This window comes from Pseudomonas sp. K5002 (assembly GCF_013386655.1).
Classification (GTDB): domain Bacteria; phylum Pseudomonadota; class Gammaproteobacteria; order Pseudomonadales; family Pseudomonadaceae; genus Aquipseudomonas.
On the sequence record NZ_JACARK010000420.1, the window covers coordinates 1 to 14,999 of the forward strand.

Genomic DNA, 14,999 nt, shown 5'->3' on the forward strand with positions numbered 1-14,999 from the left:
CCGCTGACTTGCTGCGACACACCCGCGCTGTAGGCCAGCGTATCGTCCTCGAACGCGTTGCCGCTCAGGGTCGCGGTGCGTGATGCCGAGCCCCGCGCGCTCTGGTTCATGTTGGCCGTAACGCGCTGGCTGCGCGTGCCGCCCAGGGGCATGCTGATGCTCAGGGACAGGCTGCGGTCGTCGCTGTTGGCGCCTTTGTTCAGGCCCAGCCCAAGGGAGTAGGAAATGTCCCCGACGCTCGCGCTGTATCCCAATTGGATCGAGGTGTCGGCCTTGCTCTTGTCCCAGTAGGCGGTTTTCGACACGTTGGCATAGACCCCGCCGTAGCCGCCCAATTGCTGCGACACGTTGGCGGTGAAGTTGCTTTTCATGTGGCCGCTGCGGTACGTGTCCAGGGTTTGCTCGGTGCTGCGGCTGTTCAGCGCTTCGTTGAACGAGTAGTAGCCGCCGGTGGAGTAGCGGTAGCCGATCAGGCTGAAGTTGGTGTCGGTGGCCGCCAGGGACTTGGAATAGCGAAAGCGAAACGACTGGCCGCTGGACGTGGTTTTCTCCCGGCCCACGGCGTCGCTGCGGGCGTGGGTCACGTCCACCGAGATCGCGCCAAAGCCGGCAAAGTCGTGGGCAAAACCCAGCAGGCCGGCGTTGTATTGATTACTCAGCAGGCTGCCGCCAAACAGCGTGGTGCTGCCGCTCAAACCGCGTCGTAGGGAGGCCTGGATAAATGTTGGGGTTTGCTGCACAAAGGACGATTGCGCCGGGCGGTATTGGCCGGCGAATACCGAATAGCTTTGCTGGCCTTCGCGCAGCATGTAGGGCACCGACGAGAACGACTGGGTGTAGATCTGGCGCTGGCCGTCCGGGCCTTCCACGGTGACTTCGATGTCGCCATTGCTGGCGGTGGGGTACAGGTCGGTCAAGGCGAACGGCCCCGACGGCACCCATTGCTCATGGATCACATAGCCGCGCTGGCGGATGATCACCCGCGAGCGGCCATTGGCAATGCCGCGAATCACCGGGGCGAATTCGCGGGCCTGGTCGGGCAGCATGTCCAGATCAGAGGCGATGCCCAGCCCGCGATAGGGGATCGCGTCAAACAGGTCGCCTTCGGTGGTGGAATCGCCCAGGGTGGCGATCGCCATCATATTGCCCATGTCGCGCTGGGCGTAGGTTTCCAGCGACTCCCAGCGCCCGGGCGTGGTGCTGCCTTTTTGCCAGGTCGAAAAATTGCGCAGGCGCCAGGCCCCGGCATTCACGCCGCTCCTCAGGCTGCCGAACTGGTCCTGGCGGCGGCCGGTATCGGACTCCACGGTGCTGCCGGTGAAGCTGTAGTTGGTGAAGGCCACCTGTTCGCCGTTACTCCATTGCCGACGGCGCACTTCAAAAGGGATGCTGCCCAGGTAGGCCTGTGGGATTTCAATCGACAGGATCTGGCGGTTGAAGTCGTAGTCGTAGCTCACGCCGGCCAGGCCCTGATCGAACGCAATGCAGGTGGGGTCGGCGTCGGTGCGGTTTTGCAGGGCCGTGTCGGCCACGCCCTGGGCGCGGAAGAACTCGACATCCAGGCAGGGGAACAGGCCGGTGCTCGAGCGTTCCTGGGTGCCGGTGGCGCGGATGAAACGCACATCACGCTGTTCGATCGAGCGCTGGTTGAGCTGGATATCCACCCGGTAAATCCCCGGCAACTGGCCGTCGCTCATGGCGCTGACCTGTTGTTTCACAGCGGCCGAACTCTGCCCGCCGCCGATTTCGAGAAACGACGCATCGAACTCGTAGCCGGCGTGTGCGGGGGCCAGGTGCAAGGCGGCGGCGGCCACGAGCGGGCAGCCGAAAGCCTTCACGGCGCAACGGCGCATGACTGGGAATGAACGGAGCATGGTCGTTCCTGAAAAGGCGTTCCGGGGTTGTCGCGTGGGTATCAGTGAATGCGGATGACGGGGGCGGTCACGATGCTGCCGTAGTCATCGATGTAGCTCAGTTGCACTTCATCGCCGGCCTTTGCCTGGATCGGCAGCTCACGCGCTTCGCCTGGGCGCAGCACATCCGGCGCCTGGGTGATCGGCAGGCCGTTGAGCTTCAGTTCGCTGACCACCACGTGCAGCTTGGAGGCGTTATTGACGGCCAATGCACCCGCTTGGGCCTTCCAGTTCACTTGCGCCACCGCGTCCTTGAGCGAACCTTTGAGGCCGGCCGGGCGGTAGAACAGTTTGATCGTGGTCTTGAGCGCGATCTGCAGCACGTTCTTGCCTTTTTGATCGTCGCTCATGGCCGGGATTGCCTTGACGTTCATCAGGAACAGGCTTTCGCGGTCCTGGGGCACTTCTGGGCCACCGGTAAAAATGATGCGCAGGATATTTTCCTTGTCGGCATCCAGCCGGAACAGCGGCGGCGTGACGATAAAGTTATCGACGCTTTCCTCGTTGCCACTGCCGAAGTGGCTGACCCAGGACTGCACGAGGTAAGGCGAGGTGTCGTCGCGGTTGCTGACGCTCAGGTTGGCTTCGTTGGAAGCGCCGTCGTAGATCAGTCGCGTGGCGCCGACGGTGACGGCGGCGTTGGCGGCGCTGTGCCAGAGCGGCAGCAGGGCGAGCAGAAGATAGACTTTCAAACGCATGACAGGGGGACCTCCGGAAGCCCGCGGGCCGGCGCGCGAACGCCTGGCCCACGGTGTTGACGAGCAATTACTTGTAGGTAACGTCGAAGCTGGCCAGCGCGTGCACCTGACCGGTGCTGATGCCGGAGGTGGTCACCGCGTCGTCGCCTTCACCGGTGGTGGTGTCGGCGACGGTGCGCACGTAGGCAGCGGTAAAGTCGAAGGTATTGGACTGTGCACGCAGGTCGTAATCGGCGGTCGGCGTGTTCAGTGGCAGTTTGTTGCCGTTACGGGAGTCGGTGATCTGGATCGCGATGCCGCGCACCTGGTTTTCACCGGTCAGGCCCAGTAATGTCGGGTCGCTGGCGTCTTGCTGGCCGCTGAAGGTGATCGCGACGTTTTTACGGGTCGCGGTGCTGCAGTTGTCCAGGCTGATGGAAAACGGCTTAGCTTTATCGGTGAGCACCGAACCCACGGTGGGCGCGAAGTCAGCGATGCGCACCGGGTCCAGAGTCACCGACTTGTTCACGTCGCCGGTGGTGATGGTGCAGGCGTTATCGGTGACGGAACCGGTGAATTCGATCTGCCCGTCCGCCGCCTGAGCGGTGCCGGCCAGCAACCAGCAAGCGCCGCAGGCGAGGGTGAGTTGGCTCAGTTTGTTCAGCATTGCAGTGCCTCTTTTAAGAGAAGGAAGGTTGTCTGCCTACCCGTCAGGTAAGCCAATCCATAGTGCAATGCTGTGATTTAGAGGCACATGAGACGGATCTTAAAAACTGGCGAACTGATGGCCGCCCGACCGCTGAGTCCATATAAGGCGCCGAGCGTGATATTCTGCGCGCCATCTTGGTCTAGCCTCTATCGAGTACGTACACCCGTATACGTCCCGGTGGTTAGCTGGCGCCCAGGTAGCTGAAGCCAATAATGATAAGAAGTCAGCGCAGAAGGGACATAAAAGTGAGGTCGATACGTCGGCCTTGTGTGCCCACCCTGCGGTCCCCGAATGAATGTGCACACCCCGCGGTGCGTTGCCTGGCGCAGCGTGATTGAGGGTTGCCCATGATCAGGGGCAGTGGGGCGGATGGCGTTTTATCATAGGTGCTACTGATGTTTAAAAAAGTAAACACTGCCCTGCTGGGGCTGGCTTTGTCGATGGGGATCACTTCCGTTCACGCGGAAGAGGCAAAGAAAGTCGATGTGCTGCTGATCGGCGGCGGCATCATGAGTGCAACCCTGGGTGTGTGGCTCAATGAGCTGCAACCGGACTGGTCGATGGAGATGGTCGAGCGCCTCGATGGCGTGGCCGAAGAAAGCTCCAACGGCTGGAACAACGCCGGTACCGGTCACTCGGCTTTGGCTGAGCTGAACTACACCCCGGAAGACAAGAACGGCAACGTTGAGATCCCGAAAGCGGTCGAGATCAACGAAGCGTTCCAGATCTCCCGTCAGTTCTGGTCCTGGCAGGTTCAGCAGGGCGTCCTGAAGAACCCGCGTTCGTTCATCAACTCCACTCCGCACATGAGCTTCGTGTGGGGCGATGACAACATCAAGTTCCTGAAGAAGCGTTACGAAGCGCTGCAGGCGAGCCCGCTGTTCGCCGGCATGCAGTACTCCGAGGACCCGGCGCAAATCGCCAAATGGGTTCCGCTGATGATGGAAGGGCGTGACCCGAACCAGAAAATCGCGGCCACCTGGACCCCGATCGGTACGGACGTGAACTTCGGCGAGATCACGCGCCAGTTCGTCGCTCACCTGCAAACTACGCCGAAGTTCGACCTGAAACTGTCGAGCGAAGTGCAGGACATCACCAAGAACGCCGATGGCACCTGGCGTGTCAGCTACAAGAACCTGAAAGACGGCACCAAGACGGAAACCGACGCCAAGTTCGTGTTCATCGGCGCGGGCGGCGGTGCACTGCACCTGCTGCAGAAGTCGGGCATTCCTGAAGCCAAGGAATACGCGGGCTTCCCTGTTGGCGGTTCGTTCCTGGTCACCGATAACCCAACGATTGCCGAGCAGCACCTGGCCAAGGCCTACGGTAAAGCTTCCGTTGGCGCACCGCCGATGTCGGTTCCGCACCTGGATACCCGCGTGCTGGATGGCAAGCGCGTGATTCTGTTTGGCCCATTCGCTACCTTCTCGACCAAGTTCCTGAAAGAAGGCTCGTACCTGGACCTGCTGACCAGCACCACCACCCACAACATCTGGCCAATGACCAAAGTCGGTATCCGCGAATACCCACTGGTCGAGTACCTCGCCGGCCAACTGATGCTGTCGGATGACGACCGCTTCAAGGCGCTGCAAGAGTACTTCCCGAACGCCAAGAAAGAAGACTGGCGCCTGTGGCAGGCCGGTCAGCGTGTGCAGATCATCAAGCGTGACGAAGAGCAGGGCGGCGTCCTGAAACTCGGTACCGAAGTGGTCAGCTCCGCCGACAACACCATCGCCGGCCTGCTGGGTGCATCGCCAGGCGCGTCCACCGCGGCTCCGATCATGCTGACCGTGCTGCAGAAAGTGTTCAAGGAACAGGTTGCTTCCCCGGCCTGGCAGGAAAAGCTGCACCAGATCGTGCCTAGCTACGGCACCAAGCTGAACGACAGCCCTGAAGCTGTGGCTAAAGAATGGGCCTACACCGCCAACATTCTGCAGCTGACGCCTCCACCTGCGATTCCGCAGCTGACTGCTCCGAAAGCCACCGAGGCTGCAAAGCCTGCGGCTGAGCCGAGCAAGCCAGCTTCTGACATCGCGCTGTAAGACGTTGGTGAGGTCCTGATTCAGGGCCTGCGCAACGTAAAAAGCCCGCTGAACCGGTGACGGTCAGCGGGCTTTTTTGCAGGTGTCACCAATGAGCGGGTACTTCGACCTGCCGCTCTGCAGCTGCCAACGCTGCCTTCAGTCCCTCTTTATCCAGAGGTATGCAGTACGCCGGCTTGGCGCGTTCAAACCGCCAGCTCTCATCCAGCCCACCGGCATCTACGGCGTCGAAGCCGATCTCGTCCAGCAGGGCGATGACTTGCGCCTTGGCTGCCGGGTCATCCGCCGCGACCGGGAGCGCGCGCCGGTCGGGTGCGCCGCGGCTGCGAGCATCCTGGGTCAGGTCCGGCGCCAGGATAGCGTTGAACACTTTCACCACATTTGATTGCGACAGGTGCTCGGCCACCAACCGGCTGGTGGTGGTTTCAAAGCGGTCGAGCACGGGAATATGGCCGTCGCGGTTCGGGTAGTAGTTGTTGGCATCCATCACGGTTTTGCCTTCCAGCCACTGCGCCGGCACGCTGCGGTAATGTTCGAACGGAATCGCCAGCAGGACCAGTTCGCCAAATTGCGCGGCGTCTTGCGCAGTACCCACTTGAACCCCACGAATGCCACTCAGCACGCTGCTCATCGACTGCGGGCCGCGGGAGTTGCTCAACATCACTTCATGGCCGGCCGCCAACGCCAACTGCGCAACGGCGCGTCCGATAAAGCCTGCTCCGATAATGCCAATTTTCATGTCGGTGCTCCTGAGTTGAGAGAGACGTTATGATGATTGGCTACTGGATGAGGATAAATGGCCGTTCTGGTCTTGGTGTTGTTACTCGGAGTTGTGAATGATGGACCGCCTTTCAAGCATGAGTGCCTTTGTGATGGCTGCCGAACTGGGGTCCTACGCCCGTGCTGCCGAACGCCTGGGAATGTCGCCGCAGATGGTAGCCAAGCATGTGGCGGCGCTGGAGCGGCGGCTGGGCGCACGCCTGCTCAACCGCACCACACGCCGGCAAAGCCTGACGGAGTTGGGAAGCGCGTACTACGAGCGCTGCAAACATATCCTGACAGAGGCAGAGGCCGCAGACTCCCTCGCCCAGATCATGAATGACACACCACGGGGCAAGCTCAAGATCAGCGCCCCAGTGACTTTTGGCTCCTACAGCCTGATGCCACTGGTGACCGAATTTTTACGCGACAACCCCGAGGTGGAAATCGACCTGCACCTGACCGACCGGTTTGTCGACCTGGTGGAGGAGGGCTACGAAGTGGCGTTCCGTATCGGCCCGCTGGCGAACAGCAGCCTCACCGCCCGGCCGCTGCAGCCCTACCGCCTGGTGGTCTGTGCGGCACCCAAATACCTGGCCGAGCGCGGCACGCCGCTGACGCCCGCTGACCTTGAACACCACGAGTGCCTGGGATACGCCTACTGGTCACGTCCGGCTGATCGCGAATGGTCGTTCTACCAAGGCGCCGTCCTGCACAAGGCCCAGGTCGCCAGCCGCCTGCACGTGAATGAAAGCCGGGCCTTGATGTCGGCCGCGCGGGATGGTTTCGGGGTTGTGCTGGGGCCTGAGGATTTCTTACGCTCGGCGCTCAAGAGCGGTGAGTTGGTGCGAGTGCTGCCGGACTATGAGGCGCCAAGTCGGCAGATGCATTTGCTCTACACCGCGAATCGCCAGCGCACCGCCAAGCTGCGGCGATTTGTCGATGCGGTGCTGTTGCGTTTCGGACCACCCTAGACGCTGAAGCCGGCCTTGACCTGCTCATACAGATGCAGTGCCAACAGGTTGCTGCTGTCGCCAAGCAGGTACAGGTGATGCAGCGGCAGCGGCGGCAGTTCAGCTCCAGCAATCTGGCGCGTCAATCCCTTACCCATGCGGCTTTCTTCCACCAACCCCACCGCCATGCCACTGCGGATACACGCTTCAACAGCGGGCGAACTCGCGCTTTCCAGCAGCACCCGATAGTAAGTGCCGTGCTCCTTCAGCGCTCGAATCGCTGCAGCGCGATAAGGGCAACCTGTCAGTTGCACGGCAATCGGCAGTGGCGCCTGCGGTGGGCAGCTGAAGTGTTCGGCGGCCACCCACAGCGGCTGGATTTCTCCCAGGCGCTCGCCTTGTTCCAACGGCTGGGCGCTGACAATCAGGGCCAGGTCCAACTGCCTGCTGGCGAACAGCGTGAGCAGTTCGCCACTGGAGCGCGCCTCTACCTCCAGTTCCAGCAGTGGGTTGTCGGCGACCAGGCGGGGCAGGAACTCCTGCATGAAGTCTGGCGCGTAGGAATCAGGCAAACCCAGGCGAATCTTGCCCTGCATGCGTTGCGGCGTGAGGGAGGCCAGCAAGCGGTCGTGGCTCTTGAGGAATTCGGTGGTTTCGCCCAGGAGTTTCTTGCCGTACATCGTCAGCTCAACCCCCTGGTTGCTGCGGCTGAACAGGCGTTGACCGACCTGGTCTTCGAGCTTCTGGATCTGCGTGGTCACCGTCGAGGCACTGCGGTGCACATGATTGGCCGCTTCGTTGAATCGCTGGAAGCGCGCCACCGCGTGGAAAGTGCGCAACAGGTCAATATTCAGTTGTTTGCCCATGATTCCACTTTTAAGGATTAGTGGTACAGATTATTCAAATATACAGAATCATGCGCGGCACTTAGCCTTTTGGTCAATCAAGCGAACCGGAGGCTCAATGAAGCGATCAACCGTGGGGCGGTTGCTGTTACAGGCGGTGTTCGTGCTGTCGTGGAGTTCGGGGTTTATCGGCGCGAAACTGGCGACCCGGAGTGATGGCGTGTTCAACGTGCTGTTCTGGCGTTTCTTGCTGGTGTCGTTGTGCCTGGCGCTGTTTTTGAACGTGCGGCTGCTGAAGGTTTCCTGGGCACAGATCCGCCATCACGCGGTGGTGGGTTTCCTCTCGCAGTTTCTCTATTTGACCTGTGTCTACGTGGCGATCCAGAACGGTTTGCCGCCGGGGATTGCGGCGATCATCGCGGCCCTGCAGCCATTGATGACGGCGGCGCTGTCATCGGGTAGCCACGCCGAACGCAGCGGCGGCTGGCAGTGGCTGGGGTTGATGATCGGTTTTGCCGGCGTGTCGATCGTCATCTTCGGGCAATACCGCAACAGCGGGGCCGAAGTCGGGTGGGTCATGTATGCATTGCCCCTGGTGTCGGCACTCGGTCTGACCGTGGCCACGCTGTACGAACGGCGGGCGGCCCGCACTGACTCCGGCGGCCTGAGCCTGGCGTTGTTTATCCAGTCGTTGCTGACCTTGATCGGCTTTGCTGCAGCGGTGCTGTACACCGATACGCTGAGCATTCCGCGGACCCCCGACGTATTGATCTCCATCGTTTGGCTGACGGTGTTCTCTACCTTCGTGGCTTACCTGAGCCTGTGGATGTTGTTGCGCGTGATGACGGCCACCCATGTGGCGACATTGGTGTACCTGGAGCCTCCCGTGACACTGGTGTGGGCGGCGCTGATGTTTGGCGATGAGATTCATGCGTCGACGTATGCAGGGATCGCCGTGGTGGTGGCCGGGCTGATTCTGGTGCGACTGAAACAGCCGGTCGCAGTCTGTGCCTCTTGAAAAGGTCAGTTTTTCTTTACCTGCTGTCTGCCCGTGGGTTCAGCAAGCTGACAGTTGGCACCTGTTAAAAAGTCTTATAGCCAAGCAGGAGCGCGGCTGGAACAAGGGGGCACTTTTTTTACCGGTATAAACGCTGGGCGGTCACGCCCGAGGATTCTGTATGTTGTTACGTTATGCGGCATTGGCGGCTTTGGTCGTCGCGGCTTCCGGGTGTGTAGAGGAGCGGGTCGTGCATGATCGACGACCGGTGCAGCGTGAATATGTAGAAGTCGTCGCGCCGCAACCGCCGCCGGTGCAGGTCATCGAGGTCGAGCCCGAAGGGCGGCCAGGTTACCTGTGGTCGCGTGGCTACTGGCGTTGGGAAGGCGGGCGCTATGTGGCGGTTCACGGCCACTGGGAGCCGGTACGGCCAGGTTATCGTTATGTTCACCCGCATTGGGAGCAGCGTAACGACGGCTATCACTGGCAGGGCGGCGGTTGGGTTCGCTGACCGTTTTCCGATGGCTTAAATCGGCTTCTTCGTACCCAGAAGCCGAACTTCCCTGAGCAGCGCCGCGCCCAACTGGCCGGTGCCAAGCTCCTTGTAACCTACAGCTTTAACATCGCCATTCTCTTCCGCCTGGATGAGGATCACCGGTGTTTCCTTGCCGGTGCCTTCGTCGACATGCATGGCGTACTGCGGGATATCCAGCTTGATCGGCGTGCCTGCCGCCTTGCCCTTCACATTGATCAGAAACGCCGCACAACCGGTGTCCACATCCTGACTGGTAGCGGAGCGACCGCTGACGAAGCAGGTGTCGGGCAGGTCGGGCCAGGCGATGGCTTCGGCGAGGGTCAATGGGGACGTTAATGCCAGGCCGGCGAGAAAAAGCGTGCGCACGTTGGTCTTGTCTCTGGATAAAGTCAGTAAGGGCATTTTCTACCAAAGCCTTGACGCTTCTGCAACGCGACGCCTCAGGTCAGCCGCCGCATACCTGTAGCCTTGGCCGCGCTGACATCAAATGTCGCCGTATATTCACAGCCTGCTGCGTGGGCGCAGCGTTCAATCAGGCAGTCGGCGAAATCGGCCCTGGTGCTTGTAAATCGCCGGAGTGCCTGCCAGATAACGTCGGCGTGCTCTACGGTCAGTTCGCGGGTACGCAGCAGCGTCTCCAGGACCGCAACCACTTCACTCTTGGCTGACTGGTAACTGGACTGCAGGACCCACACCAATTCCACTACTGAAACCAGGCTGACAAAACCCGGCGAGGCAGTGGTGAGCGACTCGATCAGTCTGGATGCCTTTGGCGATTGGACGGGATCATCCTGGGTGACGTAACGCACCAGCACATTGGTATCCAGTCCAATCATCGTGCTTTGGCTCCCTGTGCAGCGATGGCCAGGTTCATTTCTTCGATGCTGACGGGCTTGGCGGGTTTGCGGATCAGCCCTTTGAGGTCCAACACAGTCTTGCTGGCCGCGATGATCGCAAACTTGCCCTCTTCCATTTCGACGAATTCGACCCGGTCGCCAGTGTTCAGCCCAAGTGCGGCCCTGACTTGAACGGGAATGGTTATTTGGCCTTTTGAAGTGAGTGTGGCGGTAGCCATGTTGAAAGCCTCTCTCGTGATACTCCTTACCTTAGGGTAAGGAATAGTGGAGGGCAAGATCCATTGGTCCATAGGTTACTCATCTGGCGTGGGTGGGTCGGAACAGGTAAAACGATAGTCCGAACGTTTCCCGTCGACACGCCTGAAACCAGCCTTAAGAGATACAACATATGACCGACCGCCACCTCATCATCCCCACCTCCATGCACCCCATCGTCGAGCGCGCCGGCTACGTCCCGGCGGTAAAAGTCGGCAAGACCCTGTACTGCGCAGGGCAGGTCGGCCGCACGGAACACCTGGAAGTCATCACCGATCCCGAGGCACAGTTCGTCGCCGCCTGGGAGAGCCTGCGCCTGGTATTGGAGGAGGGGGGCTGTACGTTTGAAGACGTGGTCGACATGACCACCTACCACGTGAACATGAGCGAGCACATGGCGGTTTTCCGTGAAGTGAAAAACCGCCTGTTCCCTCGCGGGTTGTGCGCCTGGACGGTCATTGGCGTATCAGAACTGGCCAACCCAGGCTTGCTGCTGGAGATCAAGTGCGTAGCGGTTCAGCGCTGACTCACTGCACCACGCGGTAGCACGGCACGTAGGCGGCGCCGCCTGGCAGTTTCATCCGGTGCTGCTCTACGAACGCCTTCAGCAACTCATCCAGCGGTTTCATGATCGCCGGGTCGCCATGAATCTCATACGGCCCGTTCTGCTCGATCAGGCGGATGCCCTTGTCCTTGACGTTGCCCGCCACAATCCCCGAGAACGCCCGGCGCAGGTTGGCCGCCAGTTCATGGGGCGGCAGCGCGTGGCTCAGTTGCAGGCTGGCCATGTTGGCGTGGGTCGGGTCGAACGGGCGCTGGAAGCCCTCGTCGATCTTCAGCAGCCAGTTGAAGTGGAACGCGTCGTTGCGCTCGCGGCGGAACTGTTTGACCGCTTTCAAGCCGACGGTCATCTGCCGGGCCACCTCAGCCGGGTCGTCAATGATGATCTGGTAATGAGCCTGGGCCGCTTCGCCCAGGGTCGCGCCGACGAACGCGTGCAACTGTTGCAGGTACGGCGCGGCGTGTTTCGGCCCGGTGAGGATCACCGGGAACGGCACGTCGCGGTTGTCCGGGTGCATCAGGATGCCCAGCAGGTACAGGAACTCTTCGGCGGTGCCGGCGCCGCCCGGGAAGATGATGATGCCGTGGCCGACGCGCACGAAGGCTTCCAGGCGCTTTTCGATGTCCGGCAAAATCACCAGCTCATTGACGATCGGGTTCGGCGCCTCGGCGGCGATGATCCCCGGTTCGGTCAGGCCCAGGTAGCGCCCGCCGGTAATGCGTTGCTTGGCGTGGGAAATGGTCGCGCCCTTCATCGGGCCTTTCATCACGCCGGGGCCGCAGCCGGTGCACACGTCGAGGCTGCGCAGGCCGAGTTCGTGGCCGACTTTCTTGGTGTATTTGTATTCTTCGGTATTGATCGAGTGCCCGCCCCAGCACACCACGATCTTCGGCTCGACGCCCGGGCGCAGGGTGCGGGCGTTGCGCAGCAGGTGGAACACGTAGTCGGTGATGCCCTGGGAGCTGCTCAGGTCGATGCGCTGGCTGTCCAGTTCGTTTTCGGTGTAGACGATGTCACGCAGGGCGCTGAACAGCATCTCCCGGGTACTGGCGATCATTTCACCATCGACGAACGCGTCAGCCGGTGCATTCAACAGTTCCAGGCGCACGCCACGGTCCTGCTGGTGGATGCGCACTTCGAAATCTTTATAGGCGTCGAGGATGGTCTTGGCGTTGTCGATGTGCGCGCCGGTGTTGAGGATGGCCAGGGCGCATTGACGGAAGAGGGTGTAGATGCTGCCGGTACCGGCTTCGCTCAGTTGCTGGACTTCACGTTGCGACAGCGTTTCAAGGCTGCCTTTAGGGCTTACGGAGGCATTGATGACTTGTCTTTGGGGCATTCTGATTCCCTGAAAGCACAGCCACCGGACCATGCATGGCCAGTGGCTTGAGGATAGTGCGCGCCGTTTTCGGTCGCATTGGACTGGCATTTTCCCCGGCACTGGAGCCGAGCGCAAACACCGTCGCGCACCATCATGCCGCAGAAGTTACTGAATCAGCTTCCAGTTTTTGTAGAAAAACCGACGCAGGGTAAAGACTGCTCCGGCAAAGCCCGCGATCAGGCCGTTGAGCACCGACGGCACCAGGGTTGGCCGCACGATGTCGATGAACAGGCAGTAGCGCTTGGCGTCGTTCTTGTTGAAGGAGGCATGCATCAGCGTGTCATCGAAGATAAACAGCGGATCATCGTGCCAGTAGTGTTTGTGCTTGCCGACCTGGATGTAGACGCCATCGTGATGGGGCGCCGGTGCCATGTTGTAGAGCACGCGGAACATCATGCGCAGCGGGCCGAAGTGAAATGAGGTGGAACGGTTTTCGTTGAATACCGACACGCCGATGGTTTTCACGTAGGGCAGTTTTTCCCGCAGTTGCGGGATATCCAGGGTGGTCTCGATCGGGCGGCCGTACCATTGGAAAAACAGCATGCCGCGTTTTTTCTCGGCCATGCGCTCGTCCAGGTACTGAATGATCTCGTCTTTGTTGGCCATGGCGTCGTCGATCACCTTTTGCAGGTCTTCGCGCCAGGCCGGCGGCAGGTCGTTCATTTTATAAACGTGGCGATTGCGCTGGCTCAACAGGTCAAACAGCGTGTTGAACGGCGCCAGCAACCAGGTATTGCGGCCGTTGCCGATGAAATACTTCTTGATGGTCGCGCCGTCGTACAGGCCATTGCGCAGGAAATCGTACAGGCCGCAGAACACCACCAGCAGCAGAAACACCAGGGTGGTCTTGGGGAAGCAATAAATGAACAGCAAGACGCCAAGGACCCAGGCGGCGGACGCCAGGCGTTTGCGGATGACACTCTTACTCATGAAACTGGGCTCCATCAGACGGTTTTCGATTGCTTCAAAACCGTCCGCGGTTGACTGGCAGGCCAGGCAAAGGCGTTAGTCAACCCGTGGGCATCATGCCCGAGCCGAAACATATCGAAATAATATGGTCATGATAGGGTGTTATCGCCCTCACGTGGCGTTTTAAATGCTGGAAATTTGTGAAGTCACTGCACAGATTTTTACCGCTGTCCCCCTAAAACGCCTCGGCGGATGGCCAGGTTGGCGGTGTTGCGGATAGCATTTTGTGAACAGAAGATTTGCGACTATCGTGACGCTTCGGTTTTCCGGGCGTCATAGACCCGTACGATTGACGCTGTAATGGCCACCATTGGCCTTCGGCACCTTGGAAGAGGCAGAAATTTTATGATCATCAAACCGCGGGTTCGTGGCTTTATCTGTGTGACCGCTCACCCGGTTGGCTGTGAAGCGAATGTCAAAGAGCAGATCGACTACGTGACCGAACACGGTGCCATTGAAGGCGGCCCGAAAAAGGTGCTGGTCCTCGGGGCTTCCACCGGCTACGGCCTGGCCGCGCGCATCAGCGCTGCCTTTGGCTGCGGCGCCGACACCCTGGGCGTGTTTTTTGAGAAAGAAGGCGAAGAAGGCAAGCTCAGCTCTGCCGGCTGGTACAACAGCGCCGCCTTCGAGAAGTTTGCGCTGGAAAAAGGCCTGTACGCCAAGAGCATCAACGGCGATGCGTTCTCTGACGAGATCAAGCGCCTGACCATCGAAACCATCAAGAAAGACCTCGGCAAGATCGACCTAGTGGTCTACAGCCTGGCCGCGCCACGCCGTACCGACCCGCAAGGCGTGGTGCACAACTCCACCCTGAAGCCGATCGGCAAGGCTGTGACCCTGCGCGGCATCAACACCGACAAGGGCGTCGTGGTCGACACCACCCTCGAACCGGCCACCCAGGAAGAAATCGACGGCACCGTGAAAGTCATGGGCGGCGAAGACTGGCAGCTGTGGATCGACGCCCTGCGTGACGCCGACGTGTTGGCCGAAGGCGCCAAGACCACTGCGTTCACCTACCTCGGCGAGAAGCTGACCCAGGATATCTACTGGAACGGCTCCATCGGCGAAGCCAAGAAGGACCTGGACAAGAAAGTCCTGACCCTGCGCGAAAACCTCGCGGCGCTGAAAGGCGACGCCCGTGTGTCGGTACTCAAGGCAGTAGTGACCCAGGCCAGCTCGGCGATCCCGATCATGCCGCTGTACCTGTCGTTGCTGTTTAAAGTGATGAAAGAGCAGGGCACCCACGAAGGTTGCATCGAGCAGGTCTACGGCCTGTTCAAGGACAGCCTGTATGGCAAAGAGCCCAAGCTCGACGCCGACGGCCGCCTGCGCGCCGACCTCGCGGAACTTGAGCCTAAGGTTCAGGACGCGGTAGCGGCCCTGTGGAATCAGGTCTCCGATGACAACGTCAACGAGATCAGCGATTTTGCCGGCTACAAGGCGGAATTCCTGCGCCTGTTCGGTTTCGAGATCGACGGCGTGGACTACGACGCTGACGTGAATCCGACCGTGAAGATCAAGGGCCTGATTCAGGCTTAAGCGCTT

General features: G+C 60.4%; 16 protein-coding genes. 6 read left to right on the forward strand and 10 right to left on the reverse strand.

The window, feature by feature from the left end:
• The 3 genes from HX846_RS19230 to HX846_RS19240 all read right to left on the reverse strand — a co-directional run.
• The coding region (locus HX846_RS19230) for a fimbria/pilus outer membrane usher protein (RefSeq protein WP_178965912.1) at window positions 1-1,874 on the reverse strand (1,874 nt) is incomplete at its 3' end.
• Between the two features lie 41 nt (window positions 1,875-1,915).
• On the reverse strand, window positions 1,916-2,611 hold the full coding sequence (locus tag HX846_RS19235; RefSeq protein ID WP_003218892.1) for a molecular chaperone: 696 nt from the start codon (window positions 2,609-2,611) through the stop codon (window positions 1,916-1,918).
• Between the two features lie 67 nt (window positions 2,612-2,678).
• Window positions 2,679-3,257 carry a fimbrial protein gene (locus HX846_RS19240; RefSeq protein WP_003218890.1) on the reverse strand — a complete coding sequence of 193 codons (579 nt, stop codon included), beginning with the start codon at window positions 3,255-3,257 and terminating at the stop codon, window positions 2,679-2,681.
• Between the two features lie 437 nt (window positions 3,258-3,694).
• Here HX846_RS19240 and mqo point away from each other — a divergent pair, with 437 nt between their 5' ends.
• Window positions 3,695-5,341, forward strand: coding sequence for a malate dehydrogenase (quinone) (gene mqo / locus HX846_RS19245; protein WP_177036279.1), 1,647 nt, complete (start codon window positions 3,695-3,697; stop codon window positions 5,339-5,341).
• A gap of 85 nt (window positions 5,342-5,426) precedes the next feature.
• Here the strand turns inward: mqo and HX846_RS19250 are convergent, their stop codons facing one another.
• The gene (locus HX846_RS19250; protein ID WP_008437644.1) at window positions 5,427-6,080 is read right to left on the reverse strand and encodes an NADPH-dependent F420 reductase; all 654 of its coding nucleotides are present in this window, start codon (window positions 6,078-6,080) and stop codon (window positions 5,427-5,429) included.
• A 97-nt stretch (window positions 6,081-6,177) separates the two neighbouring features.
• Between HX846_RS19250 and HX846_RS19255 the strand changes: the two genes are divergently transcribed.
• Window positions 6,178-7,074 carry a LysR family transcriptional regulator gene (locus tag HX846_RS19255; RefSeq protein ID WP_173406091.1) on the forward strand — a complete coding sequence of 299 codons (897 nt, stop codon included), beginning with the start codon at window positions 6,178-6,180 and terminating at the stop codon, window positions 7,072-7,074.
• Here HX846_RS19255 and HX846_RS19260 read toward each other — a convergent pair.
• On the reverse strand, window positions 7,071-7,919 hold the full coding sequence (locus HX846_RS19260; protein ID WP_177019506.1) for a LysR substrate-binding domain-containing protein: 849 nt from the start codon (window positions 7,917-7,919) through the stop codon (window positions 7,071-7,073). The two genes, HX846_RS19255 and HX846_RS19260, sit on opposite strands and share 4 nt — an antisense overlap.
• Before the next feature lie 97 nt (window positions 7,920-8,016).
• On the opposite strand from HX846_RS19260, the gene HX846_RS19265 reads away from it, so the two are divergent.
• On the forward strand, window positions 8,017-8,916 hold the full coding sequence (locus HX846_RS19265; protein WP_102605622.1) for a DMT family transporter: 900 nt from the start codon (window positions 8,017-8,019) through the stop codon (window positions 8,914-8,916).
• A 160-nt stretch (window positions 8,917-9,076) separates the two neighbouring features.
• Window positions 9,077-9,406 carry a YXWGXW repeat-containing protein gene (locus HX846_RS19270; RefSeq protein ID WP_023659079.1) on the forward strand — a complete coding sequence of 110 codons (330 nt, stop codon included), beginning with the start codon at window positions 9,077-9,079 and terminating at the stop codon, window positions 9,404-9,406.
• Window positions 9,407-9,421: 15 nt separating this feature from the next.
• Here HX846_RS19270 and HX846_RS19275 read toward each other — a convergent pair whose 3' ends face one another.
• The 3 genes from HX846_RS19275 to HX846_RS19285 form a co-directional block, all read right to left on the reverse strand.
• Window positions 9,422-9,796: a hypothetical protein gene (locus tag HX846_RS19275; protein ID WP_032899669.1), complete on the reverse strand. Its 375-nt coding sequence runs from the start codon at window positions 9,794-9,796 to the stop codon at window positions 9,422-9,424.
• A gap of 74 nt (window positions 9,797-9,870) precedes the next feature.
• A complete protein-coding gene (locus HX846_RS19280; protein WP_003218874.1) occupies window positions 9,871-10,266 on the reverse strand; it encodes a PIN domain-containing protein in 396 nt (131 codons plus the stop codon).
• Entirely contained in the window at window positions 10,263-10,577 is a 315-nt protein-coding gene (locus HX846_RS19285; protein ID WP_003218872.1) for an AbrB/MazE/SpoVT family DNA-binding domain-containing protein, read from the reverse strand. Before HX846_RS19285 ends, HX846_RS19280 begins: the two co-directional genes overlap by 4 nt.
• 98 nt (window positions 10,578-10,675) lie before the next feature.
• Between HX846_RS19285 and HX846_RS19290 the strand changes: the two genes are divergently transcribed.
• Entirely contained in the window at window positions 10,676-11,068 is a 393-nt protein-coding gene (locus HX846_RS19290) for a RidA family protein (RefSeq protein WP_003218870.1), read from the forward strand.
• A 1-nt stretch (window position 11,069) separates the two neighbouring features.
• Here HX846_RS19290 and ppnN read toward each other — a convergent pair whose 3' ends face one another.
• Complete coding sequence (gene ppnN / locus HX846_RS19295) at window positions 11,070-12,443, reverse strand: nucleotide 5'-monophosphate nucleosidase PpnN (RefSeq protein WP_003218868.1); 1,374 nt, start codon at window positions 12,441-12,443, stop codon at window positions 11,070-11,072.
• Window positions 12,444-12,590: 147 nt separating this feature from the next.
• Entirely contained in the window at window positions 12,591-13,415 is an 825-nt protein-coding gene (locus HX846_RS19300; protein ID WP_102368412.1) for an aspartyl/asparaginyl beta-hydroxylase domain-containing protein, read from the reverse strand.
• A gap of 384 nt (window positions 13,416-13,799) precedes the next feature.
• Between HX846_RS19300 and fabV the strand changes: the two genes are divergently transcribed.
• A complete protein-coding gene (fabV, locus tag HX846_RS19305) occupies window positions 13,800-14,993 on the forward strand; it encodes an enoyl-ACP reductase FabV (protein ID WP_003218863.1) in 1,194 nt (397 codons plus the stop codon).
• Window positions 14,994-14,999: the final 6 nt, after the last annotated feature.